Source organism: Pseudomonas parasichuanensis, assembly GCF_021601385.1.
In the GTDB taxonomy this organism is placed as follows: Bacteria; Pseudomonadota; Gammaproteobacteria; order Pseudomonadales; family Pseudomonadaceae; genus Aquipseudomonas; species Aquipseudomonas parasichuanensis.
Genome location: NZ_BQHO01000018.1, coordinates 86,039 through 109,899, shown reverse-complemented (window position 1 = coordinate 109,899; position 23,861 = coordinate 86,039). Strand labels below are relative to the sequence as shown.

The following is a 23,861-nucleotide window of genomic DNA, read 5'->3' as shown; positions in this document are numbered from 1 at the left end:
ACGAGATTCAAAGGAACACCGCCATGCCTGCCTTGCTGTCCCCTGCCGATTCCTCCTGTGCCGACCACCACAAAGTGGTGATCGTCGGTGCCGGTGCCGCCGGTATCGCCACCGCCTCGAGCCTGATCGCCCGTGACCCGTCACTGGATATCGCCTTGGTCGACCCTGCCGATGTGCACTACTACCAGCCTGGCTGGACCATGGTCGGCGCCGGTGTGTTCAAGGCACCGAGCACCGCCCACACCATGGCCGCCACCCTGCCCCGTGGCGTGCGCTGGATCAAGGCCCGGGTAGACGGCTTCGACCCCCAGGCGCAACTGGTGATCCTCGACGATGGCCGTGGCGTCAGTTACGAACAGCTGGTGGTGTGCCCCGGGCTGAAGCTGGACTGGAGCGCCATCGACGGCCTGAGCGAAACCCTCGGCCGTAACGGCGTCACCTCCAACTACCGCTACGACCTGGCGCCCTACACCTGGGAGCTGGTGCAGAACCTCAAGCAAGGCCGGGCCCTGTTCACCCAGCCGCCGATGCCGATCAAATGTGCCGGTGCACCGCAGAAAGCGCTGTACCTGTCGTGCGACCACTGGTTGCGCCACGGCCGACTTGGCGATGTCCGGGCCAGCTTCTTCAACGCAGGCGCCGTGCTGTTCGGCGTGCCGGACTACGTGCCAGCGTTGATGAGCTACATCGACAAGTACGGCGTCGACCTCAACTATCAACACCGTCTCACTGCCGTGGACGGCCCGAACAAACGCGCCACCTTCGTCCGCACCCTGCCCGACGGCAGCAGCGAAACCCGCGTCGAAGCCTTCGATATGCTGCACGTGGTACCGCCGCAAGTGGCCCCGGATTTCATCCGCCAAAGCCCGCTGGCCGATGCCGCCGGTTGGGTCGATGTCGACCCGCACACGTTGCGCCACCGCCAGTTCGGCAATATCCACGCCCTGGGTGACGTGGCCAACACCAGCAATGCCAAGACTGCCGCCGCCGCGCGCAAACAAGCGCCGGTGGTGGCCAACAACGTGCTGGTGGCGCTCGGCCGGCTACCTACCCTGGCGCAATACGACGGCTATGGCTCCTGCCCGTTGACGGTGGAGCGCGGCAAGATCGTCCTGGCCGAGTTCACCTATGGTGGCAAAGTCGCGCCGAGCTTCCCGCGCTGGCTGCTCGACGGGCGCAAGCCGACTCGCCTGGCCTGGCTGTTGAAAGCGCAGATCCTGCCGCCGCTGTACTGGAAGGCCATGCTCAAGGGCCGTGAATGGATGGCGCGGCCCCAGCCGCTGGTGGTCGAGGCGCAGCAGTGATCGAACATCAGTTGCTGGGCGCCGGGCTCGGCGCGATCATTGGCGCGGTGCTGGCACTGACCGGTGCCGGCGGTGGCATCCTCGCGGTGCCACTGCTGGTCTTCGGCCTGGGCCTGAGCATGGTCGAGGCGGCGCCGATCGGCCTGCTCGCCGTGGGCCTGGCGGCGGCGGTGGGCGCTGTGCTCGGCCTGCGTGAAGGCTTGGTCCGTTATCGCGCGGCCCTGTTCATCGCCCTGATCGGCATCGCCGCCGCGCCCTTCGGCCTGATGCTCGCCCATCGATTGCCCAATACACCCTTGGCGCTGGTGTTCGCCGGGGTGCTGGTTTACGCCTGCCTGCGCATCTGGCGCAAGGCGGCCAGGCAACTGCGCGGCGACGCCAATGACGCCCATCGATTCATCGAGCCCTGCGTGCTCAACCCTTTGCAGGGCCGTTTGCGCTGGACCCTGCCCTGCGCCAGGGCCCTGGCCTTTACCGGCTTGATGTCGGGATTGCTGTCCGGCCTGCTGGGTGTGGGCGGTGGCTTCGTGATCATCCCGGCGTTGAACCGCTACACCAACCTGCGCATGACAAGCATCGTCGCCACTTCGTTGGCCGTGATCGCCCTGGTGTCCACCGGTAGTGTGGTGAGCGCCAGCGTGGCGGGTGTCATGCACTGGCAGGTGGGCGTGCCCTTCGCCATCGGCGCGGTCGTCGGCCTGCTGCTGGCGCGGCCGCTGGCCGCCCGCATCGCCGGCCCACGCCTGCAGCAGCTGTTCGCCGTGGCCGGTATCAGCGCCGCCGTGCTGTTGGCCGGCAAGGCGCTACTCGGCTAGCAGTTCATCCTGCTCGGCGGCGCACAGCGCCAGCAGGTAATCCCACACCACCCGCAGGCGCACCGACTTGTGCAGTTCGCGGCGGGTGCAGATCCAGTAGCTGCGCTGGATGGTTTCGCTGGGCAGCACCCGCACCAGCTTCGGGTCGTGGCGGGCCATGTAGTTGGGCAGCACGGCAATGCCCAGCCCGGCCTGGGCGGCGTGCTGCTGGGCGATCACACTGGTGCTGCGAAACGCCACGCTGGGTGAGCGGCAGAAGCTGTTGAGGAACAGCAGCTCCTGGCTGAACAGCAGGTCGTCGACGTAACCGATCCAGCTGTGCCGGGCCAGGTCCTCGCGGTTACGCAGCGGCGGTGCGCGGTCCAGGTACGCCTGGCTGGCATACAGCGCCAGGCGGTAGTCGGTGAGCTTGCGGGTGATCAGCAGGTCGGCGTTGGGGCGCTCCAGGTGGATGCTGATTTCGGCCTCGCGGTTGAGGATGCTGACGAAGCGCGGCACCGCCACCAGCTCCACTTCCAGCCCCGGGTAGCGCTCGAACAGCGCGTTCATCCGCGGGGTGAAGAACATGATGCCGATGCCTTCGGTGACCCCCAGGCGAATCTTGCCCAGCGGGGTGATGGCCTGGGTGATCTCTTCCTGCGCCAGCAGGGCGACGTTCTCCATGGCCTCGGCGTGCTTGAGCAGTGCCTGGCCGGAGGGGGTGAGGTCGTAGCCCTGGGCGTGCTGGACGAACAGCGCCGTGCCCAGGCTTTTCTCGATGCTCTCGATATGCCGGGCCACGGTGCTGTGGGTGGTATTGAGGCGCTTGGCGGCGGTCAGCAACCGGCCGCTACGCTGCAACTCGAGGAAAAACCGCAGATCGTTCCAGTCGAACATGCTGATCCTTTTTGGCAGTTCGTTCCGGCCTTTTCGCGGGCAAGCCCGCTCCCACAGGTTCGTCGCTGTTACGAAAGCAGCGCGATCCCTGTGGGAGCGGGCTTGCCCGCGAAGAGGCCGGTACAGGCTGACCGCTGTGCTAAAACGCACAACGGCTGCGCAAAATCTCGTGTTTCCCCGGCGAAATTAATCAATAAGATGGACCGGGACAAGAATAATAATCAGGCGCGAGGTTGCACATGCCATCAGCCGATTCTGTCTACGACTACGTGGTCGTGGGTGCCGGGCCCGCCGGTTGCCTGCTGGCCAATCGTTTGTCCGCCGACCCTGCCTGCCGCGTCCTGCTGCTGGAAGCCGGTGGCCGCGACAACTATCCCTGGATCCACATCCCCGTCGGTTACCTCTACTGCATCGGCAACCCCCGCACCGACTGGTGCTTCAAGACCGAGGCCCAACCCGGGCTTAACGGCCGCGCCCTGGGTTATCCACGGGGCAAGGTGCTCGGCGGTTGTTCTTCGATCAACGGCATGATCTACATGCGCGGCCAGGCCGCCGACTACGACCGTTGGGCAGAGCTTGGCAACGACGGCTGGGCATGGAAGGACGTGCTGCCGTTGTTCAAGCAAAGCGAAAACCACTTCGCCGGCGCCAGCGACAGCCACGGTGCTGAAGGCGAATGGCGGGTCGAGCAGCAACGCTACAGCTGGCCGATCCTCGACGCCTTCCGCGATGCCGCCGAGCAGAGTGGCATCGGCAAGGTCGACGACTTCAACACCGGCGACAACGCCGGCTGTGGATACTTCCAGGTCAACCAACGCCGCGGTGTGCGCTGGAATTCGGCCAAGGCCTTTCTCAAACCCATTCTCAAACGCCCCAACCTGACCGTACTGACCGGCGTCGAGGTCGATCAGGTGCTGCTCAACAACACCCGCGCCCGGGCGGTGAAAGCGCGTTGGCAAGGCGCGTGGCATGAGTTCGGTACACGCCGCGAGATCATTCTTTGTGCCGGTTCCGTGGGTTCGCCCGGCATCCTGCAACGTTCGGGCATCGGCCCACGCAAGTTGCTTGAAGGGCTGGGTATCGGCGTTCGGCACGACATGCCCGGCGTCGGCGGCAACCTGCAGGACCACCTGCAGCTACGGCTGATCTACCAGATCCAAAACACCCGCACCCTCAACCAGATGGCCAACAGCCTGTGGGGCAAGCTAGGCATGGGCCTGCGCTACGCCTATGACCGCAGCGGCCCGCTGGCCATGGCGCCGAGCCAGCTGGGGGCCTTCGTGCGTTCCAGCCCGCAGCAGGCCACCGCCAACCTGCAATACCACGTGCAGCCCCTGTCGCTGGAGCGCTTCGGCGAGCCGCTGCATCGCTTCCCGGCCTTCACCGCCTCGGTGTGCAACCTGCGCCCGGTCAGCCGTGGGCGTATCGATATCCGCTCGGCGGACATGACCGCCACACCCCTGATCGACCCCAACTACCTCAGTGCGCCCGAAGACCTGCAGGTGGCGGCAGACGCCATCCGCATGACCCGGCGCATCGTCCAGGCCCCTGCCCTGGCCGCCTTCGCCCCTCGCGAATACCTGCCGGGCCCGGCCCTGCAAAGCGAAGAAGACTTGCACCAGGCCGCCGGCCAGATCGGCACCACCATCTTCCACCCGGTGGGCACCTGCCGCATGGGCAATGGCGCGCTGGACGTTGTGGATAACCAGCTGCGCGTGCACGGCATTCCCGGCCTGCGCGTGGCCGACGCTTCGATCATGCCGCAGATCGTCTCCGGCAATACCTGTTCACCCACGTTGATGATCGCCGAGAAGGCGGCGCAACTGATCCTCAAGGGGGCCCCTACCCAGACCAACCTCAGCGACACCAGCGCGATACCGACGCCCTGACCCGGGTGTTTGCAACAGCGACGGCGCGTGGTCGCAGGCCGTCGGCAGTGGAACAACAAGAATAATCACTGTGGCCCTCGGGCCGAGGACAGCAACGATGTCGGATTACATCCAGGAACAGGGGGCGGCGGCCAGCAGCTCCAGCGGTCGTGAAGAACGCAAGATCATTTTCGCGTCATCCCTCGGGACGGTGTTCGAGTGGTATGACTTCTTTCTCTATGGCGCGCTGGCCGCGGTCATCAGCAAGCAGTTCTTCGCTGGGGTCAACGACACCACCGCCTTCATCTTTGCCCTGATGGCCTTCGCCGCCGGCTTTTTGGTGCGACCGTTCGGCGCCCTGGTGTTCGGCCGCCTCGGTGACATGATCGGGCGCAAGTACACCTTCCTGGTCACCATCGTACTGATGGGCCTGTCGACCTTCGCGGTCGGCCTGCTGCCCACCTACGCCAGCATCGGCATTGCCGCACCCATCATCCTGGTGATCCTGCGCATGCTCCAGGGCCTGGCCCTGGGCGGTGAATATGGCGGCGCCGCCACCTATGTGGCCGAACACGCACCCCACGGCAAGCGTGGTTTCCACACCGGCTTCATCCAGTCCACCGCCACCCTTGGCCTTTTGCTGTCGCTGACCGTGGTGCTGGCCAGCCGCTACATCAGCGGCGACCAGTTCGAAGCCTGGGGCTGGCGCTTGCCGTTCCTGCTGTCGATCTTCCTGCTGGCGATCTCCACCTGGATCCGCATGAGCATGCACGAGTCGCCGGCCTTCGTGAAAATGAAGGCCCAGGGCAAGGTGAGCAAGTCGCCGATCCGTGAGTCGTTCACCTCGTGGCCCAACCTCAAGGTGGTGCTGACCGCGCTGTTCAGCATCAACGCCGGGCAGGCGGTGACCTTCTATACCGCACAGTTCTACGTGCTGTTCTTCATGACCCAGATGCTCAAGATGGACCCGGCCCAAGCCAACACCCTGTTGATCATCAGCGTGATCATCGGCGCGCCGTTCTTCGTGTTCTTCGGCTGGCTGTCGGACCGCGTCGGGCGCAAGCCGATCCTGATGCTCGGCCTGCTGCTGGCCACCCTGTGCTACTTCCCGATGTTCAAGGCGCTGAGCCATTACGCCAACCCGCAGATCGACGCCGCCAGCCGCCAGGCACCGATCGTGGTGAGTGCCAACCCGCAGGGCTGCACCTTCCAGTTCGACCCGGTGGGCAAGGCGCGTTTCGACAGCCCGTGCGACAAGGTCAAGACCTTCCTGGTCAAGCAGGGCCTGCCCTACAGCTCGGTTGCAGTCACGGGCAGTGACGTTTCGGTGAACATCGGCGACAAGACCATCAATGGCTTCGACGAAGCGGCCATGCGTAGCGCCATCGAAGCGGCCGGCTACCCGGCCAAAGCTGATCCCGCCCAGGTGAACCAGGTGATGGTGGTGGTGCTGATCGTCGCCATGATCCTGATCGCCACCATGACCTACGGGCCACTGGCGGCGGTGATGGTCGAGCTGTTTCCTACACGCATCCGCTACACCTCGATGTCGCTGCCCTACCACATCGGCAACGGCTGGTTCGGTGGCTTCCTGCCGACGGTGTCGTTCGCGTTGGTGGTGTACACCGGGGATATCTTCTACGGACTGTGGTACCCGGTGTTGATCACTGGGGTGAGCCTGGTGGTGGGGATCTTCTGCCTGAAAGAAACCAAGGATGTGGATATCGATAAGGTGTGAATAGTGCGGACCCTTTCGCGGGTTTACCCGCGAAGGCCCCAGCTCCGATCTCGAGGCACAAAAAAACCGGCGTAAAAGCCGGTTTTTTTATAGCGCGAAAAAACTTATGCACGATTTTCGCAAAAACGTCATACAGAGAAATAAATAGCTAATTCAATCACTTAGCATCTATTTCAGACGACTCATGCAAAACTTGCTAACAAGTTATCCACAGATCGTCAGGCCGGCTGCTGCTCAGGGTTTTCAGCCACCGGCGGCAGCGAACCCATGGCCCGCTGGGCCGCTTCGTTCCAGGCCTGGGCACGGTCGTTGAGCTCGGCAATGGCGCGTGGCCCGGTGCCTACCGCATACATCGGTTCACCGATCACCACCTCGATGGTGCCCGAGCGCTTGCCCCAGCCCTCACGGGGCCAGAACTTGCCGGCGTTGTGGGCAATCGGCAGCACCGGCAGGCCCGCGTTCACCGCAAGCGCGGTACCACCGCGGGAGAACTTGCCGATCTGGCCGTGGGGCACGCGGGTGCCTTCGGGGAAGATCAGCACCCAGGTGCCCTGCTTGAGCAGCTCGTCGCCCTGGCTGGCAACCTGGCGCAGGGCCTCTTTCGGGTTTTTCCGGTCAATGGCGATCGGTCGCAGCATGGCCATGGCCCAGCCGAAGAACGGTACGTACAGCAGCTCGCGCTTGAGCACCTGGCTCAGCGGCGAGAAATAGGCCGACAGGAAGAACGTCTCCCAGGTGCTCTGGTGGTTCGACAAGATCACGCAGGGCACTTTCGGTACGTGCTCGGCACCGGTGATCTTGTAATCGATGCCCAGGATCGTGCGCACCAGGAACAGCGCGCAGCGGCACCAGTACACGTTGATGAACCGATAGCGCTTGGCGAACGGCAAGAACGGTGCAACAAAGAAGCTCAGCGAGCACCACAGCAGCGAACTGGTGCCCAACAGCAGGTAAAAAAGAAAGATTCTGATCGCCTGCAGGATCGACATAGTGGCATGTACCGTTGCGGGGCAGGCCCGCCTAAGGAACAGCGCGCCACCGGGGCGCGCTATTTAAATGAGTTGTCTGGCGATGGCGGCCAGATCGTCAAAAATCAGTGTGTTCTGCGGGATGCCCTTTTCGAGCATCCGCTCACCCTTGCCGGTTTTCACCAACACGGGTTGTGCATCGACGGCCAGCGCCGCCTCCAGGTCACCTTTGCTGTCACCGACGAACCACACGCCGGTCAGCGGCACCTGGTAGTGCTCGGCAATCGCCCGCAGCATGCCGGGCTTGGGCTTGCGGCATTCGCAGCCCTCGTCCGGCCCATGCGGGCAATGCACGATGTAGCCCACCTCGCCACCCTGCTCGGCCACCAGCGCGCGCAGGCGCGCATGCATGGCCTCGAGGGTTGCCAGCGAGTAATAGCCGCGGGCAATGCCGGACTGGTTGGTGGCCACGGCCACCGTCCAGCCGGCCTTGCTCAACTGCGCGATGGCCTCGATCGAGCCGGGGATGGGGATCCACTCGTCCAGCGACTTGATGTAGGCGTCGGAGTCGTGATTGATCACTCCGTCACGATCGAGAATCAGCAGTTTCAAGGCTTACCCCAGCAGCGAAATGTCGGCCACGCCCAGGAACAGGCCGCGCAGGCGGCTGAGCAAGGCATAACGGTTGGCGCGCACCTTGGCGTCCTCGGCGTTGACCAGCACCGCCTCGAAGAAGGCGTCCACCGGGTCGCGCAGGGCGGCCAGGCGGGCCAGCGCTTCGTTGTACTGACGCGCGGCGGCCATCGGTTGCACGGCCTGGTCGGCCTGCTGGATGGCCGAGTACAGCGAGAACTCGTTGGCGTTGTCGAAGTACTTCGGCTCGACCTGGTCGGCAATGGCGCCTTCGGCCTTGCTCAGCAGGTTCGATACACGCTTGTTGGCCGCGGCCAGGGCACCGGCTTCCGGCAGCTTGCGGAACGCCTGCACGGCCTGCACGCGCTGGTCGAAGTCCAGGGCAGAACCTGGCTTCAGGGCACGCACCGACAGGTAGGTGGCCACGTCGATGCCTTCGTCTTCGTAACGCGCACGCAGGCGGTCGAAGATGAATTCCAGCACCTGCTCGGACAGGCCGGCGGCTTTCACCTTGGCGCCGAACTGCTTGACCGCGAACTCGACCGCAAGGGTCAGGTCCAGGTCCAGCTGCTTGTCGATCAGGATACGCAGCACGCCGAGGGCGGCACGGCGCAGGGCGTACGGGTCTTTGCTGCCGGTAGGCAGCATGCCGATGCCGAAGATGCCGACCAGGGTGTCGAGCTTGTCGGCGATGGCCACGGCAGCACCGGTGAGGGTCTGCGGCAGCTCGGCGCCAGCACCGCGTGGCATGTACTGCTCGTTCAGCGCCAGGGCGACGTCTTCTGGCTCGCCATCGTTGAGGGCGTAGTAGTAGCCGGCGATGCCCTGCATCTCAGGGAACTCGCCGACCATTTCCGAGGCCAGGTCGCACTTGGACAGCAGGCCGGCACGGCCGGCGTTGGCGGCGCTGCCACCGAGGTACGGGGCAATGAAGGCGGCCAGCTTGGAGACGCGCTCGGCCTTTTCGAACACGGTGCCCAGCTGAGCCTGGAACACCACGTTCTTCAGGCGCTCGTTGAAGCTTTCCAGCGGCTGCTTCTTGTCCTGCTTGAAGAAGAACTCGGCATCGGTCAGGCGCGGGCGCACGACCTTTTCGTTGCCCTGCACGATCTGCTTCGGGTCGCGGCTCTCGACGTTGGCCACGGTGATGAAGCGCGGCAGCAGCTTGCCTTCGTTGTCCAGCAGGCAGAAGTACTTCTGGTTGTCCTGCATGGTGGTGATCAGGGCTTCCTGCGGCACCTCGAGGAAACGCTCCTCGAACGAGCACACCAGCGGCACCGGCCACTCGACCAGCGCGGTCACTTCGTCCAGCAGCGCCGGCGGCACGATCGCGGTGCCTTCCTGCTGCATGGCCAGTTCCGCGGTGCGCTTGCTGATCAGCTCGCGACGCTCGGCGAAGTCGGCCAGCACGTAGGCTTTGCGCAGGTCTTCGACGTAGTTGGCCGGGGTGGTGATCACCACGTTTTCCGGGTGGTGGAAGCGGTGGCCACGGGACTCACGGCCGGCCTTCTGGGCGAGGATGGTGCAGTCGACGACCTGGTCGCCAAGCAGCATCACCAGCCACTGGGTCGGGCGCACGAACTCTTCACGGCTGGCGCCCCAGCGCATGCGCTTGGGGATCGGCAGGTCGTTGAGCGAGTCTTCGATGATGGTCGGCAGCAGGCTGGCGGTCGCCTTGCCCGGGATGTGCTGGGAGAAGCGCAGCTTGGCGCCGCTCTGGTCGATGTCCGACAGCTCAACACCGCACTTCTTGGCGAAGCCCAGGGCAGCCTGGGTCGGCTCGCCGTCTTTGAAGGCAGCCTGCATGGGCGGGCCGTCGATGTTGATGCTGCGGTCCGGCTGCTGCACGTCGAGCTGGCGAATCAGCACGGCCAGGCGGCGCGGCGCGGCATAGACGTGCTTGGCGGTGTAGTTCAGGCCGGCGGCCTGCAGGCCTTTCTCGATACCGGCGAGGAAGGCGTCGCCCAGCGAGGCGAGGGCCTTGGGTGGCAGCTCTTCGGTGCCCAGTTCAACCAGGAAATCTTGAGCACTCATTGTGCAGCCTCCAGCTTAGCCAACACTTCGTCACGCAGTTCAGGGGTGGCCATCGGGAAGCCCAGGCGTGCGCGGGCTTGCAGATAGCTTTGCGCCACGTCACGGGCGAGCGTGCGCACACGCAGGATGTAGCGCTGGCGCTCGGTCACCGAGATGGCGCGGCGGGCGTCCAGCAGGTTGAAGGTGTGCGAGGCCTTCAGGACCATTTCATAGGTCGGCAGCGGCAGCTCCAGCTTGATCAGGCGGTTCGCTTCGCTTTCGTAGAAGTCGAACAGTTCGAACAGCTTCTCGACGTTGGCGTGCTCGAAGTTGTAGGTCGACTGCTCCACTTCGTTCTGGTGGAACACGTCGCCGTAGGTGACCTTGCCGAACGGGCCGTCGGCCCATACCAGGTCGTAGACCGAGTCCACGCCCTGGATGTACATGGCCAGGCGCTCCAGGCCGTAGGTGATTTCACCAGTGACCGGGTAGCACTCGATGCCGCCGACCTGCTGGAAGTAGGTGAACTGGGTCACCTCCATGCCGTTCAGCCAGATTTCCCAGCCCAGGCCCCAGGCGCCGAGGGTTGGCGATTCCCAGTTGTCTTCGACGAAGCGAATGTCGTGAACCAGTGGGTCGATACCGATGGCTTTCAGCGAGCCCAGGTAGAGCTCCTGGAAGTTCGCCGGGTTCGGCTTGAGCACCACCTGGAACTGGTAGTAGTGCTGCAGGCGGTTGGGGTTTTCGCCATACCGTCCGTCGGCAGGGCGACGGCTAGGCTGCACATAGGCGGCGTTCCAGGTTTCCGGGCCGACGGCGCGCAGGAACGTGGCGGTATGGAAAGTGCCGGCGCCTACTTCCATATCGTAGGGCTGAAGCACCACACAACCTTGAGCTGCCCAGTAGTTCTGCAGGGCGAGGATCAGGTCTTGGAAGGTACGCACGGCTGGCGTAGGCTGGCTCACGAAATTCACCTGTATCTGGGGATGCGGATGTAAAGAGCGGGAGTATAACCCGTTTCGCCTCGCCCTCTACTCATTGGAGCCTTATGCCACGCTGCTTTTGGTGTTCCGACGACCCGTTGTACCAGGCCTACCACGATCAGGAGTGGGGAACGCCGCAGCGTGACCCGGCGTTGCTGTTCGAGATGCTTTTGCTCGAAGGGTTCCAGGCGGGTTTGTCATGGATCACGGTATTGAAGAAGCGCGAGCGTTATCGCGAGGTGTTGCACGGCTTCGATCCGCTGAAACTGTCGCAACTCAGCGATGAGCGTATCGAGGAACTGATGCTCGATGCCGGCATCATCCGCAACCGCCTCAAGCTCAAGGCCGTGCGCCGTAATGCGCTGGCCTGGCTGGCTGTGGATAACCCGGCCGAGTGGCTGTGGTCGTTCGTGGGCGGCGAGCCGAAGATCAACCACTTCCAGGGGCGCGGCGATGTCCCGGCCGTGACCGATGAAGCCAAGGCCATGAGCAAGGCCCTGCAGAAGGCCGGCTTCACCTTCGTTGGCCCGACCATCTGCTACGCCTTCATGCAGGCCACCGGCATGGTCATGGACCACACCACCGACTGCGATCGCTACGCCGCGCTGGTGCGCTGACGGGGTACAATGCGCGCCTTGCTGAAATAAGGAATTCGCCTGTGGAAAAGTTCAAGGGCGCCCTGATGGTCGGGGTGCTGCGACTGTTCGCCAAGTTGCCCTGGGGCGCGGTGCAGCGCGTTGGCGCCGGCATCGGCTGGCTGATGTGGAAAATCCCCAACGGCTCGCGCAACGTGGTGCGCATCAACCTGGCCAAGTGCTTCCCGGAGATGGACCCGGCCGAGCGTGAGCAGCTGGTGGGCCGCGCGCTGAAAGACATCGGCAAGTCGTTCGTCGAAAGTGCCTGTGCCTGGATCTGGCCGCCGCAACGCTCGCTCGACCTGGTCAAGGAAGTGCACGGCCTGGAAGTGCTGGAGCAGGCCCTGGCCTCGGGCAAGGGCGTGGTCGGCATCACCAGCCACCTGGGCAACTGGGAAGTGCTCAACCACTTCTATTGCAACCAGTGCAAACCGATCATCTTCTATCGCCCACCCAAGCTGAAGGCGGTGGATGACCTGCTGCGTGAGCAGCGCGTGCAGATGGGCAACCGCGTGGCGCCTTCGACCAAGGAAGGCATTCTGAGTGTGATCAAGGAAGTACGCCGGGGTGGCCAGGTGGGGATTCCGGCCGATCCGGAGCCGGCCGAGTCGGCGGGTGTGTTCGTGCCGTTCCTCGGCACCCAGGCGCTGACCAGCAAGTTCGTGCCGAACATGCTGGCGGGTGGCAAGGCGGTCGGGGTGTTCCTGCATGCCCTGCGCCTGCCGGATGGTTCAGGCTTCAAGGTGTTCCTGGAAGCGGCGCCAGAGGCCATGTACAGCACCGATGTGAATGAATCGGCGGCGGCCATGAGCAAGGTGGTCGAGCGCTATGTGCGCGAGTACCCGAGCCAGTACATGTGGAGCATGAAGCGCTTCAAGAAGCGCCCGGCGGGCGAGGCGCGTTGGTATTGAGATTTTTGGGGGCGCTTTGCGCCCCTTTCGCGGCACAAGGCCGCTCCTAAAGGGGATCGCGGTCAACTGTAGGAGCGGCCTTGTGCCGCGAAAGGGCTGCAAAGCAGCCCCCGGCAATCTCAGATTTTGTTCAACTTCTTCAAGAACACCGTCATCTCTTTCTCGGCCTGCTTGTCCCCATGGGCCTGCGCCGCCTCGATCCCCTCCTCCCAGGCCTTGCGTGCTCCAGCCAGGTCACCCTGCAGCTGATAGGCCTTGCCCAGCAGCTTCCACGCCGCCGAATACTTGGGGTCCTGCTTCACGCAACTGGCCAGGTGCACCGCCGCCTCAGTGCCATTGCCCTCATCCAGCCAGGCCTTGCCCAGGCCGAAGCGCAGCAGCGGGTTATCCACACCCTTGGCCAGCATCTTCTCCAGCGATTCGCGCATGCCCTGCTCCTTTAGAAGAAACTCAAGCCAACATGGAACAGCTTTTCCACGTCCCGAATATGCTTTTTATCCACAACGAACAGGATCACATGGTCGCCTGACTCGATCACCGTGTCGTCATGGGCGATCAGCACTTCCTCGTCGCGGATGATCGCGCCGATGGTGGTGCCCGGCGGCAGGGCGATGTCCTCGATGGCCTTGCCCACCACCTTGCTCGACTTCGCGTCGCCATGGGCCACGGCCTCGATGGCCTCGGCCGCGCCACGGCGCAGCGAGTGCACGCTGACGATGTCGCCGCGGCGCACGTGGGCCAGCAGCGTGCCGATGGTGGCCAGCTGCGGGCTGATGGCGATGTCGATGTCGCCGCCCTGCACCAGGTCGACATAGGCCGGGTTGTTGATGATGGTCATCACCTTGCGCGCGCCCAGGCGCTTGGCCAGGAGCGACGCCATGATGTTGGCCTCGTCGTCGTTGGTCAGGGCCAGGAAGATGTCGGCGTCGGCGATGTTCTCTTCCAGCATCAGGTCCTTGTCCGAAGCACTGCCCTGCAGCACCACGGTGCTTTCCAGGGTGTCGGAAAGGTGCCGGCAGCGCGCCGGGTTCATCTCGATGATCTTCACCTGGTAGCGGCTTTCGATGGCCTCGGCCAGGCGCTCGCCGATCTGCCCGCCACCGGCGATCACCACGCGCTTGTTGGTTTCGTCGATGCGGCGCAGCTCGCCCATCACCGCGCGGATGTCCTTCTTCGCGGCAATGAAGAACACTTCGTCGTCGGCTTCGATCACTGTGTCGCCCCTCGGCGTGATCGGCCGGTCGCGGCGGAAGATCGCCGCCACGCGGGTGTCGACGTTGGGCATGTGGGCGCGGATCTGGCGCAGTTGCTGGCCTACCAGCGGCCCACCGTAATAGGCCCTGACGGCCACCAGCTGGGCCTTGCCCTCGGCGAAGTCGATCACCTGCAGCGAGCCTGGGTGTTCGATCAGGCGCTTGATGTAGTTGGTCACCACTTGCTCGGGGCTGATCAGCACGTCCACCGGGATGTGGTCGTTGTCGAACAGCTCTTCGCGGGTGAGGTAGGCCGATTCGCGCACCCGGGCGATCTTGGTCGGGGTGTGGAACAGCGAGTAGGCCACCTGGCACGCGACCATGTTGGTCTCGTCGCTGTTGGTCACTGCCACCAGCATGTCGGCGTCGTCGGCGCCGGCCTGGCGCAGCACCGTCGGCAGCGAGGCGCGGCCTTGCACGGTGCGGATGTCCAGGCGGTCGCCGAGGTCGCGCAGGCGCTCGCTGTCGGTGTCGACCACGGTAATGTCGTTGGCTTCGCTGGCCAGGTGTTCCGCCAGCGTACCGCCTACCTGCCCCGCGCCGAGGATGATGATCTTCATCCACTACTCCCTACGTTCTTGTGCTTACCGCGAGGCGGCGATCTTGATCAGCTTGGCATAGTAGAAACCGTCGTGGCCGCCTTCCTGGGCCAGCAGCTGGCGCCCGTGGGGCTGGCGCAGGCCGGCCTCGGTCGCCAGGTCCAGTTCGCGGGCACCCGGGGTGCGGGCGAGGAAGGCGTCGATCACTTCGGTGTTCTCGGTGGGCAGGCTCGAGCAGGTGGCGTACAGCAGCATGCCGCCCACTTCCAGGGTCGGCCACAGGGCATCGAGCAGCTCGCCTTGCAGCGCGGCCAGGGCCGGGATGTCGTCGGCCTGGCGGGTCAGCTTGATGTCCGGGTGGCGGCGGATCACGCCGGTGGCCGAGCAGGGGGCGTCGAGCAGGATGCGCTGGAACTGCTTGCCGTCCCACCAGCTGGCGGTGTCGCGGGCGTCGCAGGCGATCAGCTCGGCGTCGAGCTTGAGGCGGTCGAGGTTCTCGCGCACGCGGGTCAGGCGCTTGGCCTCGAGGTCGATGGCGACCATGTGCGCCAAGCCCGGCTCGGCTTCAAGCAGGTGGCAGGTCTTGCCGCCCGGGGCGCAGCAGGCGTCGAGCACACGTTGGCCGGGGGCCAGCTCCAGCAGGTCGGCGGACAGCTGCGCGGCTTCGTCCTGCACGCTGACCCAACCCTCGGCGAAGCCCGGCAGGCCGCGCACGTCGCAGGCTTCGGCCAGCACGATGCCGTCACGGCTGTACTGGCAGGCGCTGGCGCCGATGCCGGCCTCGGCCAGCAACGCGAGGTAAGCGTCGCGGCTGTGGTGGCGGCGGTTGATGCGCAGGATCATCGGCGGGTGGGCGTTGTTGGCGGCGCAGATGGCTTCCCACTGCTCCGGCCAGAAGGCCTTGAGCGCCTTTTGCAGCCAGCGCGGGTGGGCGGTGCGCACCACCGGGTCGCGTTCCATGCCGGCCAGCAGGGCCTCGCCTTCGCGCTGGGCGCGGCGCAGCACGGCATTGAGCAGGGCCTTGGCCCACGGCTTCTTCAGCTTGTCGGCGCAACCCACGGTCTCACCGATGGCGGCGTGGGCCGGGATGCGGGTGTAGAACAGCTGGTACAGGCCGACCAGCAGCAGCGCCTGCACATCGGCGTCGGCGGCCTTGAACGGCTTCTGCAGCAGCTGCGCGGCCAGCAGGTCCAGGCGCGGCTGCCAACGGGCGGTGCCGAAGGCCAGGTCCTGGGTCAGGCCACGGTCGCGCTCATCGACCTTGTCCAGTTGCGCCGGCAGCGAGCTGTTCAGCGAAGCCTTGCCGCTGAGCACAGCGGCCAAGGCACGGGCGGCAGCCAGGCGTGGATTCATTGGCCGAGCACCTTGCCGCTGGCGAATTTCTCGCGGCGGCTGTTGAACAGGTCGGCGAAGTTGAGGGCCTTGCCACCCGGCAGTTGCAGGCGGGTCAGGCTCAGGGCCTGGTCACCGCAGGCGACCACTAGGCCGTCCTTGCTGGCCGACAGGATTTCGCCGGGGGCGCCCTGGGCTGTGGACAACTTGGCGGCCAGCACCTTCACGCTTTCGCCGTCCAGGGTGCTGTGGCACACCGGCCAGGGGTTGAAGGCGCGGATCAGGCGCTCAAGCTCCACCGCCGGGCGGCTCCAGTCGATGCGCGCTTCGTCTTTGTTCAGCTTGTGGGCGTAGGTGGCCAGGGCATCGTCCTGCACTTCGCCTTGCAGGCTGCCATCGGCCAGGCCGGCGATGGCCTGGATCACCGCAGGCGGGCCCATTTCGGCGAGGCGGTCGTGCAGGGTGCCGCCGGTGTCGTCGGCGCTGATCGGCGTCACCACTTTGAGCAGCATCGGGCCGGTGTCCAGGCCAGCTTCCATGCGCATCACGGTCACGCCGCTCTCGGCGTCACCCGCCTCCACGGCGCGCTGGATCGGCGCCGCACCGCGCCAGCGCGGCAGCAGCGAGGCGTGGCTGTTGATGCAACCCAGGCGCGGGATATCCAACACCGCCTGGGGCAGGATCAGGCCGTAGGCGACCACCACCATCAGGTCCGGCTTCAGCGCGGCGAGTTCGGCTTGCGCCTCGGCGTTGCGCAGGGTCTGCGGCTGGTACACCGGGATGTCATGGGCCACGGCCAGGGCCTTGACCGCGCTCGGCATGAGCTTCTGGCCACGGCCGGCGGGGCGGTCCGGCTGGGTGTAGACGGCCACGATCTCGTACGGGCTGTCGAGCAGGGCCTTGAGGTGTTCGGCGGCAAACTCTGGGGTGCCAGCAAAGACGATGCGCATGGTGTTCTCGCTGCAAAAAAGAAAAAGGCTTGCCGGAGCAAGCCTTCTGGAAGGGAGGGATCAGGCTTGCTGGCGGTGCTGCTTTTCCAGCTTCTTCTTGATCCGGTCACGTTTGAGCTGCGACAGGTAGTCGACGAACAGCTTGCCGTTGAGGTGATCGAATTCGTGCTGCACGCACACCGCCAGCAGGCCTTCGGCTTCGAGCTCGTAGGGCTTGCCGTCGCGGTCCTGGGCCTTGACCCGGACGCGCAGCGGGCGGTCGACGTTCTCGTAGAAGCCCGGCACCGACAGGCAGCCTTCCTGGTACTGGCCCATGTCGTGGGTCAGCTCTTCGACGCTGGGGTTGATGAACACGCGCGGTTCGCTGCGATCTTCGCTCAGGTCCATCACCACGACTTGCTGGTGCACGTTGACCTGGGTCGCCGCCAGGCCGATGCCTGGGGCCTCGTACATGGTTTCGAACATGTCGTCGATCAGCTGACGCAGGGCGTCGTCGAACACCGTTACCGGTTTGGCAATGGTACGCAGGCGCGGATCGGGGAATTCGAGAATGTTCAAAATGGCCATAGGGGTCAGGCAGTCACTGTGCGGTCGGTTGAAAACTGAGCACACATAATAAAGGGAAAAGGTGGCCAAGGCACCTGTGAAAGCTCGGCTAGGGTCTCTATGGGGTGGATAGCTGCCAATTAATGGACAGCTTTTCAAAGTATTACCCACAAAGTTATCCACAGCTTGTGCCACGCCGATGGCCCCTTTTTGATCAAGGATGATCCCCTATGACTACACCCCGTTCGTCGCCTTTCCCGCCTGCCGAGCTGGAGGCGCGGCTGCGTCTGCATCGACTCCCCGACACCGGCCTGCGCCGTTTCCATACCCTCATCGAAGCCTTTGGCAATGCCTCTTCGGCACTCAGTGCGCCGGCCAGTGCCTGGCGTGCGCTGGGGCTGTCGGCCGCCAGCATCGATGCCCGGCGTAGCCCCGAAGTGCGTGACGGTGCGTTGGCTGCAATGGCCTGGATAGAGCGCCCGGGCCAGCATTTGCTGATGTGGGACGGTCCTGGCTATCCCGCGTTGCTGGGTGAAATCGACGACCCGCCGCCGCTGCTGTTCGTCGCCGGCGACCCTGCTTTGCTGGAGCAGCCGCAGCTGGCAATTGTGGGCAGCAGGCGTGCTTCACCGCCAGCGCTGGATACCGCAGCTGCGTTCTCGCGTTGCCTTGCGCAGGCCGGTTTCACCATCACCAGCGGGCTGGCGCTGGGCGTTGACGGTGCCGCTCATCGGGTCGCGCTGAACGCCGGTGGGCACACCATCGGGGTGCTCGGCACAGGGTTGCAAAAACTTTATCCACAGCGCCACCGCGACCTCGCCCGGGCGATGCTCGACAGCGGTAGCGCGCTGGTTTCCGAGTACCCGCTGGATGCCGGGCCGCTGGCCGGCAACTTCCCCCGACGCAACCGGATCATCAGTGGAATGTCGCTGGGTGTGCTGGTGGTCGAGGCGAGTATTGCCAGCGGCTCGTTGATCACCGCCCGGCTTGCCGCCGAACAAGGGCGCGAGGTGTATGCCATCCCGGGCTCCATCCACCATCCCGGCGCCAAGGGCTGCCACCAGCTGATCCGCGACGGCGCGCTGCTGGTGGAGAGTGTGGAACAGATCCTCGACAGCCTGCGCGGTTGGCAGAACCTGCCTGCGGCGCCTGTGGACAAATCCGACCATCCTTTGCTGGCCTTGCTCCACGCCGCGCCCCACACCACCGAAGGCCTGGCACACAGCAGCGGCCAGCCGCTGGCCCAGGTGCTGGCCAGCCTCACCGAGCTGGAGCTTGAGGGCCGGGTCAGCAATGAAGCCGGGCGTTGGTTTGCAAGGTCGGCCTAAGTACACTGCGCACAAGGCTTATAGGCGGAGAGACAACAAATGGTGAGCAGTTGGCGTGTGCAACAAGCCGCGCGTGAGATCAAGGCGGGTGCGGTGATCGCCTATCCAACCGAAGCGGTCTGGGGCCTGGGCTGCGACCCATGGAACGAAGATGCGGTGTATCGCCTGCTGGCGCTCAAGTCGCGGCCTGTGGATAAAGGCCTGATCCTGGTCGCCGACAGCATCCACCAGTTCGACTTCCTGTTCGAAGACTTCCCCCAGGACTGGATCGACCGCATGGCCGCCACCTGGCCGGGGCCGAACACCTGGCTGGTGCCGCACCAGGACCTGTTGCCCGAGTGGGTGACCGGGCAGCATGACAGCGTGGCGCTGCGGGTCAGCGATCATCCGCAGGTGCGGGAGCTGTGTGCGTTTGTCGGGCCGTTGATTTCCACGTCCTGCAACCCGGCCGGGCGCCCGGCGGCCAAGAGCCGGTTGCGGGTGGAGCAGTATTTCCACAAGCAGCTGGACATGGTGCTGGGTGGGGCGTTGGGGGGGCGGAAGAATCCGAGTGTGATTAGAGATCTGGCGACCGGCGAGATCGTTCGTCCGGGGTGATACCGCTGGCGAGGGCTTCGCCCTCGTTTCGCGGCACAAGGCCGCTCCTACAGTACAGAGCAGTTCTCGGGCTTGGCGTTGTAACCTGTGGGAGCGGCCTTGCCGAGGCGGCGGACCGGTCGGAAAGGACCGCGAAGCGGCCCCAGAAACCGCCCAGATTCTCCAGGCTTTCTCACAAATGGTTGCCCGGTAAACCAATTGGGAAAGGTCCTACTTCCCCCGTCCCAAGTCGTCACCTTCATTACAGGAACCCCTGCATCTAGCTTGCTCGCCGTGCGTCGCAAATCGGCGGGAGCATCCGGAAAAATGCCGCTATTCGAAAATGCCGAGTACCTGATAAGGGCGAATCTGGAGCAGCTAGCGTCCAACCATCGGGTCAGGGCGGTGGAAATAGGCAGATTTACCGCAGATCAGTTCGAAGCGATCAACAGGCAGAAAAAAGGGCAGGATTTACCCCAGCTTGAGGATCCGGGCATCGTATTTATTGGCAGTCATGCCTACAGAAGCCGGGTGGTACGGGACGGATACACCATTGATGACATGGTTCTGCAAATCAAGGCAGCGCTGGCAGCGACATCGGTCTGGAAGAGAGCCACGCACATGACTGCCCTTCGCAGCACAATCGGCCGAAACGATGGCTATGGCAATGAAATCTATGATGAGGCGATTTTTGAACTGACGGCCCGCAAGCCCAAGGCGGAGCTCTATTCCATCGTGCCTAAAGGGGATAGAAACAAGCCCAAAAAATAATGGCCGCGTAGGCGGCCAAAGGGTAAGGATGCACTCGCCCGGATAACTTGAAACTCAACCGGCGCACCAGCACAACCTCAGGCAGAAAGGCTACGCCTCAGAGTCGGCACGGTCAAGCGAGGCCCTTTCTCTCGCGTGTCGCTCCTACAGGGATTCTCTGCACCCTCAGGACTTTCTGATTTTTCCTCCCAAGGTTGCCCATCTTGAATTCAGAGAAATATCCTACGCAGCCTGTCGACTGCCATTACCTTCTCAGTGGGAACTCTTGCCTCTAGGCTCCAGACCGTCGCCGAATAACTTGGCGATCGGGTGTGGTAACCCGAGCAGGGAGAGATCTTGGCAGTCTATGGTGGCTGCATGCGGGAGGCCTCGTGCCTGCCGGGTTTTGAGATCTCTCCCGGTTTACCACCCCGTATGCAGCTGCCACCCATCCGTGTGGTAACGGATGCGTGTCGGCCTAGATGCGAGATCTCATGATGAAAAAGATCGTCCCCGATCCACCCCTCCCCAATACTTCCGCCCACCCCTTCGGCCGCTGCGATGCCGGCCATCCGCCCCTCTTTTCCGTGAACCCTGATGTCTCCCCACACGACGCCCTGGTGCATGTAGCGCTCTACTTGCGCTGCGCCTACGACACGGGCATCAAGGCGCTCGACCATCTGCGGGACGAGGGGCGGGGAATGTTCTGGTCCAGCCTGCATTCGCTGGAAATGGCGGAGGGGTTGGTGGAGGCGATGCTTGAGGGCATCGAGTCGGCGCCAGCAGCCGAAAGGCCCGCTGGCTGAACTGACGCCATCGCCGGCAAGCCGGCTCCCACAGGTACAGCGTCATCCAGGAGGTTTGCGCGGTCCCTGTGGGAGCTGGCTTGCCAGCGAATGGGCCGCAAAGCGGCCCCAGGATCTCAAGGCAAAAGCACAGTCGAACCCACTGTGCGCCGCGCCGACAACTCACTCTGTGCCTTGGCCGCCTCGCTCAACGGATACCGCTGCTGGATATCCACCACCAGCTTGCCACTGGCGATCATCGCGAACAGGTCATCGGCCATGGCCTGGGTGTTCTCGGCATTGTTGGCATAGCTCGCCAGCGTTGGCCGGGTGACATACAGCGACCCCTTCTGCGACAAGATCCCCAGGTTCACCCCGGTCACCGCGCCGGACGCATTGCCGAAGCTCACCATCAACCCACGCGGCTTCAGGCAATCCAGCGAAGTCAGCCAGGTATCCGCCCCCACGCCGTCATACACCACCGGGCATTTCTGACCGTCGGTCAGTTCCAGCACGCGCTGGGCTACGTCTTCACGGCTGTAGTCGATGGTGGCCCAGGCCCCGAGCGCCTTGGCCCGTTCGGCCTTCTCGGCGGAGCTGACAGTGCCGATCAGCTTGGCCCCCAGCGCTTTGGCCCACTGGCAAGCCAGCGAACCCACCCCACCGGCAGCCGCATGGAACAGCACGAAATCCCCCGGCTGCACGGCATAGGTCTGCTTGAGCAGATACTGCGTGGTCAGCCCCTTGAGCATCACCGCCGCGGCCTGCTCGAAGCTGATCGCATCCGGCAGCTTGACCAGGTTGGCCTCCGGCAGCGTATGCACCTCGCTGTAGGCCCCCAGCGGCCCGCCGGCATAGGCCACGCGGTCGCCGACCTTGATCCGGCTGACGCCCTCGCCCACCGCCTCGACCACCCCCGCCGCTTCGGTGCCCAGCCCGGAAGGCAGCGACGGCGGTGCATACAGCCCGCCACGGAAATAGGTGTCGATGAAGTTCAGGCCGATCGCATGGTTGCGTACGCGCACCTGCTGCGGGCCGGGCGGGGCCGGGTCGAATTCCACCAGCTGCAACACTTCCGGGCCGCCATGCTGGCTGAACTGGATACGCTTGGCCATCACACACTCCTGTCATTGGGGCTGCAAAGGCCTTCTATCGGACGCCTTTGCTTGATCGCCGTCAACTGCGGCGCGGGGTTTGCCGGTGGTATGCTACGCGGCGAATTTTCCCCGCTCCTTCCAGGTGACCCGATGACCAGCCGCACCGAGGCCGTGAAAGCCTACCTGCTCGACCTGCAAGACCGCATCTGCACTGCCCTCGAGAACGAAGACGGCGGCGCCCGCTTCGTCGAGGATGCCTGGGTGCGCGATGCCGGCGGCGGCGGTCGCACGCGGGTGATCGGCGACGGCAAGGTGATCGAGAAAGGCGGCGTCAACTTCTCCCACGTGTTCGGCAGCGGCCTGCCGCCGTCGGCCAGTGCCCACCGCCCGGAGCTGGCGGGCCGTGGTTTCGAGGCGCTGGGCGTGTCGCTGGTGATCCACCCGCACAACCCCCATGTGCCGACGTCCCACGCCAACGTGCGGTTCTTCATCGCCGAAAAAGAGGGCGAAGAGGCGGTGTGGTGGTTCGGCGGTGGCTTCGACCTGACCCCCTACTACGGCAATGAAGAAGACTGCGTGCACTGGCACCGCGTGGCCGAGCAGGCCTGCGCGCCGTTCGGCGCCGACGTGTACCCGCGCTACAAGGCCTGGTGCGACCGCTACTTCCACCTAAAGCACCGTGGCGAGCCGCGTGGCATCGGCGGCCTGTTCTTCGATGACCTGAACGAGTGGGACTTCGACACCTGCTTCGCCTTCATCCGCGCCATCGGTGATGCCTACGTCGAGGCTTACCTGCCGATCGTGCAGCGCCGCAAGGGCACCCCGTACACCCCGGCGCAGCGTGAATTCCAGGAATACCGCCGTGGCCGCTACGTGGAGTTCAACCTGGTCTACGACCGTGGCACCCTGTTCGGCCTGCAGTCCGGTGGCCGCACCGAGTCGATCCTGATGTCGCTGCCTCCGCAAGTGCGCTGGGGCTACGACTGGAAAGCCGTGCCGGGCAGCGAAGAAGCGCGCCTGACCGAGTACTTCCTGCAAGACCGCGACTGGCTCGCCCAGTAAGCCTGTGGAAACCCGAGGATCACCCATGGACCAGTACGTCGTTTTCGGTAACCCCATCGGCCACAGCAAGTCGCCGCTGATCCACCGCCTGTTCGCCGACCAGACCGGCCAGGACCTGGAGTACAACACGCTGCTGGCGCCGCTGGACGAGTTCAGCGACTGCGCCCGTGGCTTCTTCAAGCAAGGCAGCGGCGCCAACGTCACCGTGCCGTTCAAGGAAGAGGCTTACCGCCTGTGCGACAGCCTCACCCCGCGTGCCCAGCGTGCAGGCGCGGTGAACACCTTGAGCAAGCTGGCCGACGGCACATTGCAAGGCGACAACACCGATGGCGCCGGGCTGGTGCGTGACCTCACCGTCAACGCTGGGGTCGAGCTGGCCGGCAAGCGCATCCTCATCCTCGGTGCCGGCGGTGCGGTGCGCGGTGTGCTGGAGCCGATCCTGGCGCACAACCCGCAATCGCTGGTGATCGCCAACCGCACGGTGGAGAAGGCCGAGCAGCTGGCCCGTGAGTTCGATGAGCTGGGGCCGGTGGTGGCCAGCGGTTTTGCCTGGTTGCACGAGCCGGTGGACGTGATCATCAACGCCACCTCGGCGAGCCTGGCTGGCGAGCTGCCGCCGATTGCCGAGAGCCTGGTCGAGGCGGGGCGTACCGTGTGCTACGACATGATGTATGGCAAGGAACCGACGCCGTTCTGCCAGTGGGCCAGCAAGCTGGGTGCGGCGAAGGTGCTGGATGGGTTGGGGATGCTGGCGGAGCAGGCCGCCGAGGCGTTCTTTATCTGGCGTGGGGTTCGGCCTGAGACCGGGCCGGTGCTGGATGAGCTGCGTCGGCAGTTGGCCCGCGGCTAAGTGCGAGATTTTGGGGCCGCTTTGCGGCCCTTTCGCGGCACAAGGCCGC

23 protein-coding genes are annotated in these 23,861 nt (G+C 64.6%); 12 read left to right on the top strand and 11 right to left on the bottom strand.

Translation table 11 applies throughout. The annotated features are described in order from the left end of the window. The first annotated feature begins 23 nt into the window (after window positions 1-23). Window positions 24-1,304, top strand: a complete 1,281-nt coding sequence (locus L6D77_RS15845) for an NAD(P)/FAD-dependent oxidoreductase (RefSeq protein ID WP_232884333.1) — start codon at window positions 24-26, stop codon at window positions 1,302-1,304. Continuing rightward, window positions 1,301-2,119 (top strand): sulfite exporter TauE/SafE family protein, encoded by an 819-nt coding sequence (locus tag L6D77_RS15840; RefSeq protein ID WP_232884334.1) that lies wholly within the window; start codon window positions 1,301-1,303, stop codon window positions 2,117-2,119. The genes L6D77_RS15845 and L6D77_RS15840 overlap by 4 nt, the downstream gene beginning before the upstream one ends. Here the strand turns inward: L6D77_RS15840 and L6D77_RS15835 are convergent. Then, a complete protein-coding gene (locus L6D77_RS15835; protein ID WP_125462026.1) occupies window positions 2,108-2,995 on the bottom strand; it encodes a LysR family transcriptional regulator in 888 nt (295 codons plus the stop codon). The genes L6D77_RS15840 and L6D77_RS15835 overlap by 12 nt on opposite strands. A gap of 239 nt (window positions 2,996-3,234) precedes the next feature. On the opposite strand from L6D77_RS15835, the gene L6D77_RS15830 reads away from it, so the two are divergent. Next, complete coding sequence (locus tag L6D77_RS15830) at window positions 3,235-4,884, top strand: GMC family oxidoreductase (protein ID WP_232884335.1); 1,650 nt, start codon at window positions 3,235-3,237, stop codon at window positions 4,882-4,884. A 97-nt stretch (window positions 4,885-4,981) separates the two neighbouring features. Further along, window positions 4,982-6,601, top strand: a complete 1,620-nt coding sequence (locus L6D77_RS15825; protein ID WP_232884336.1) for an MFS transporter — start codon at window positions 4,982-4,984, stop codon at window positions 6,599-6,601. A gap of 218 nt (window positions 6,602-6,819) precedes the next feature. On the opposite strand, the gene L6D77_RS15820 is transcribed toward L6D77_RS15825, so the two are convergent. From L6D77_RS15820 to glyQ, 4 genes are all read right to left on the bottom strand, one after another. Further along, window positions 6,820-7,590, bottom strand: coding sequence for a lysophospholipid acyltransferase family protein (locus L6D77_RS15820; RefSeq protein ID WP_232884337.1), 771 nt, complete (start codon window positions 7,588-7,590; stop codon window positions 6,820-6,822). Window positions 7,591-7,653: 63 nt separating this feature from the next. Continuing rightward, window positions 7,654-8,181 (bottom strand): D-glycero-beta-D-manno-heptose 1,7-bisphosphate 7-phosphatase, encoded by a 528-nt coding sequence (gene gmhB / locus L6D77_RS15815; RefSeq protein ID WP_232884338.1) that lies wholly within the window; start codon window positions 8,179-8,181, stop codon window positions 7,654-7,656. 3 nt (window positions 8,182-8,184) lie between these two features. After that, window positions 8,185-10,236, bottom strand: coding sequence for a glycine--tRNA ligase subunit beta (glyS, locus tag L6D77_RS15810; protein ID WP_232884339.1), 2,052 nt, complete (start codon window positions 10,234-10,236; stop codon window positions 8,185-8,187). Then, a complete protein-coding gene (glyQ, locus tag L6D77_RS15805) occupies window positions 10,233-11,180 on the bottom strand; it encodes a glycine--tRNA ligase subunit alpha (RefSeq protein WP_060507781.1) in 948 nt (315 codons plus the stop codon). Before glyQ ends, glyS begins: the two co-directional genes overlap by 4 nt. An 83-nt stretch (window positions 11,181-11,263) precedes the next feature. Between glyQ and L6D77_RS15800 the strand changes: the two genes are divergently transcribed. Together L6D77_RS15800 and L6D77_RS15795 are read left to right on the top strand one after the other, a co-directional pair. Then, window positions 11,264-11,815 carry a DNA-3-methyladenine glycosylase I gene (locus L6D77_RS15800; protein ID WP_232884340.1) on the top strand — a complete coding sequence of 184 codons (552 nt, stop codon included), beginning with the start codon at window positions 11,264-11,266 and terminating at the stop codon, window positions 11,813-11,815. Between the two features lie 41 nt (window positions 11,816-11,856). Then, a complete protein-coding gene (locus L6D77_RS15795) occupies window positions 11,857-12,744 on the top strand; it encodes a lysophospholipid acyltransferase (RefSeq protein WP_023629851.1) in 888 nt (295 codons plus the stop codon). Between the two features lie 119 nt (window positions 12,745-12,863). Here L6D77_RS15795 and L6D77_RS15790 read toward each other — a convergent pair whose 3' ends face one another. Genes L6D77_RS15790 through def form a run of 5 tightly spaced genes read right to left on the bottom strand, consistent with a single transcriptional unit; the run spans window position 12,864 to window position 17,385 of the window. Beyond that, entirely contained in the window at window positions 12,864-13,172 is a 309-nt protein-coding gene (locus L6D77_RS15790; RefSeq protein ID WP_151030133.1) for a tetratricopeptide repeat protein, read from the bottom strand. A gap of 11 nt (window positions 13,173-13,183) precedes the next feature. Then, window positions 13,184-14,557, bottom strand: coding sequence for a Trk system potassium transporter TrkA (gene trkA / locus L6D77_RS15785; RefSeq protein WP_110994077.1), 1,374 nt, complete (start codon window positions 14,555-14,557; stop codon window positions 13,184-13,186). A gap of 24 nt (window positions 14,558-14,581) precedes the next feature. Further along, the gene (gene rsmB, locus L6D77_RS15780) at window positions 14,582-15,889 is read right to left on the bottom strand and encodes a 16S rRNA (cytosine(967)-C(5))-methyltransferase RsmB (protein WP_194788617.1); all 1,308 of its coding nucleotides are present in this window, start codon (window positions 15,887-15,889) and stop codon (window positions 14,582-14,584) included. After that, entirely contained in the window at window positions 15,886-16,818 is a 933-nt protein-coding gene (fmt, locus tag L6D77_RS15775) for a methionyl-tRNA formyltransferase (RefSeq protein WP_232884341.1), read from the bottom strand. The genes rsmB and fmt overlap by 4 nt, the downstream gene beginning before the upstream one ends. Before the next feature lie 60 nt (window positions 16,819-16,878). Then, window positions 16,879-17,385: a peptide deformylase gene (def, locus tag L6D77_RS15770; protein WP_110994080.1), complete on the bottom strand. Its 507-nt coding sequence runs from the start codon at window positions 17,383-17,385 to the stop codon at window positions 16,879-16,881. A gap of 209 nt (window positions 17,386-17,594) precedes the next feature. Here def and dprA point away from each other — a divergent pair, with 209 nt between their 5' ends. The 4 genes from dprA (at window position 17,595) to L6D77_RS15750 (ending at window position 20,824) form a co-directional block, all read left to right on the top strand. Then, the gene (gene dprA, locus L6D77_RS15765) at window positions 17,595-18,692 is read left to right on the top strand and encodes a DNA-processing protein DprA (protein ID WP_236170091.1); all 1,098 of its coding nucleotides are present in this window, start codon (window positions 17,595-17,597) and stop codon (window positions 18,690-18,692) included. Window positions 18,693-18,731: 39 nt separating this feature from the next. Next, window positions 18,732-19,289: an L-threonylcarbamoyladenylate synthase type 1 TsaC gene (gene tsaC / locus L6D77_RS15760; protein ID WP_232884343.1), complete on the top strand. Its 558-nt coding sequence runs from the start codon at window positions 18,732-18,734 to the stop codon at window positions 19,287-19,289. Window positions 19,290-19,562: 273 nt separating this feature from the next. Beyond that, window positions 19,563-20,039 carry a hypothetical protein gene (locus tag L6D77_RS15755; protein WP_232884414.1) on the top strand — a complete coding sequence of 159 codons (477 nt, stop codon included), beginning with the start codon at window positions 19,563-19,565 and terminating at the stop codon, window positions 20,037-20,039. 473 nt (window positions 20,040-20,512) lie between these two features. Further along, window positions 20,513-20,824 carry a DUF3077 domain-containing protein gene (locus L6D77_RS15750; protein WP_232884344.1) on the top strand — a complete coding sequence of 104 codons (312 nt, stop codon included), beginning with the start codon at window positions 20,513-20,515 and terminating at the stop codon, window positions 20,822-20,824. Window positions 20,825-20,940: 116 nt separating this feature from the next. On the opposite strand, the gene L6D77_RS15745 is transcribed toward L6D77_RS15750, so the two are convergent. Beyond that, window positions 20,941-21,918, bottom strand: coding sequence for an NADPH:quinone reductase (locus L6D77_RS15745; protein WP_232884345.1), 978 nt, complete (start codon window positions 21,916-21,918; stop codon window positions 20,941-20,943). A 132-nt stretch (window positions 21,919-22,050) separates the two neighbouring features. Here L6D77_RS15745 and hemF point away from each other — a divergent pair, with 132 nt between their 5' ends. Together hemF and aroE are read left to right on the top strand one after the other, a co-directional pair. After that, the gene (gene hemF / locus L6D77_RS15740; RefSeq protein WP_232884346.1) at window positions 22,051-22,962 is read left to right on the top strand and encodes an oxygen-dependent coproporphyrinogen oxidase; all 912 of its coding nucleotides are present in this window, start codon (window positions 22,051-22,053) and stop codon (window positions 22,960-22,962) included. A 25-nt stretch (window positions 22,963-22,987) separates the two neighbouring features. Beyond that, entirely contained in the window at window positions 22,988-23,812 is an 825-nt protein-coding gene (gene aroE, locus L6D77_RS15735) for a shikimate dehydrogenase (protein ID WP_232884347.1), read from the top strand. Window positions 23,813-23,861 lie beyond the last annotated feature (49 nt).

What these genes read in the sequence shown, in the direction of transcription:
- aroE (WP_232884347.1), top strand. Translation starts at nt 22,988, where the DNA reads ATGGACCAGTACGTCGTTTTCGGTAACCCCATCGGCCACAGCAAGTCG.
- fmt (WP_232884341.1), bottom strand. Translation starts at nt 16,818, where the DNA reads ATGCGCATCGTCTTTGCTGGCACCCCAGAGTTTGCCGCCGAACACCTC.
- dprA (WP_236170091.1), top strand. Translation starts at nt 17,595, where the DNA reads ATGACTACACCCCGTTCGTCGCCTTTCCCGCCTGCCGAGCTGGAGGCG.
- trkA (WP_110994077.1), bottom strand. Translation starts at nt 14,557, where the DNA reads ATGAAGATCATCATCCTCGGCGCGGGGCAGGTAGGCGGTACGCTGGCG.
- L6D77_RS15830 (WP_232884335.1), top strand. Translation starts at nt 3,235, where the DNA reads ATGCCATCAGCCGATTCTGTCTACGACTACGTGGTCGTGGGTGCCGGG.
- hemF (WP_232884346.1), top strand. Translation starts at nt 22,051, where the DNA reads ATGACCAGCCGCACCGAGGCCGTGAAAGCCTACCTGCTCGACCTGCAA.
- L6D77_RS15745 (WP_232884345.1), bottom strand. Translation starts at nt 21,918, where the DNA reads ATGGCCAAGCGTATCCAGTTCAGCCAGCATGGCGGCCCGGAAGTGTTG.
- L6D77_RS15825 (WP_232884336.1), top strand. Translation starts at nt 4,982, where the DNA reads ATGTCGGATTACATCCAGGAACAGGGGGCGGCGGCCAGCAGCTCCAGC.
- tsaC (WP_232884343.1), top strand. Translation starts at nt 18,732, where the DNA reads ATGGTGAGCAGTTGGCGTGTGCAACAAGCCGCGCGTGAGATCAAGGCG.
- L6D77_RS15750 (WP_232884344.1), top strand. Translation starts at nt 20,513, where the DNA reads ATGATGAAAAAGATCGTCCCCGATCCACCCCTCCCCAATACTTCCGCC.
- L6D77_RS15790 (WP_151030133.1), bottom strand. Translation starts at nt 13,172, where the DNA reads ATGCGCGAATCGCTGGAGAAGATGCTGGCCAAGGGTGTGGATAACCCG.
- glyS (WP_232884339.1), bottom strand. Translation starts at nt 10,236, where the DNA reads ATGAGTGCTCAAGATTTCCTGGTTGAACTGGGCACCGAAGAGCTGCCA.
- L6D77_RS15820 (WP_232884337.1), bottom strand. Translation starts at nt 7,590, where the DNA reads ATGTCGATCCTGCAGGCGATCAGAATCTTTCTTTTTTACCTGCTGTTG.
- rsmB (WP_194788617.1), bottom strand. Translation starts at nt 15,889, where the DNA reads ATGAATCCACGCCTGGCTGCCGCCCGTGCCTTGGCCGCTGTGCTCAGC.
- L6D77_RS15800 (WP_232884340.1), top strand. Translation starts at nt 11,264, where the DNA reads ATGCCACGCTGCTTTTGGTGTTCCGACGACCCGTTGTACCAGGCCTAC.
- L6D77_RS15835 (WP_125462026.1), bottom strand. Translation starts at nt 2,995, where the DNA reads ATGTTCGACTGGAACGATCTGCGGTTTTTCCTCGAGTTGCAGCGTAGC.
- def (WP_110994080.1), bottom strand. Translation starts at nt 17,385, where the DNA reads ATGGCCATTTTGAACATTCTCGAATTCCCCGATCCGCGCCTGCGTACC.
- L6D77_RS15845 (WP_232884333.1), top strand. Translation starts at nt 24, where the DNA reads ATGCCTGCCTTGCTGTCCCCTGCCGATTCCTCCTGTGCCGACCACCAC.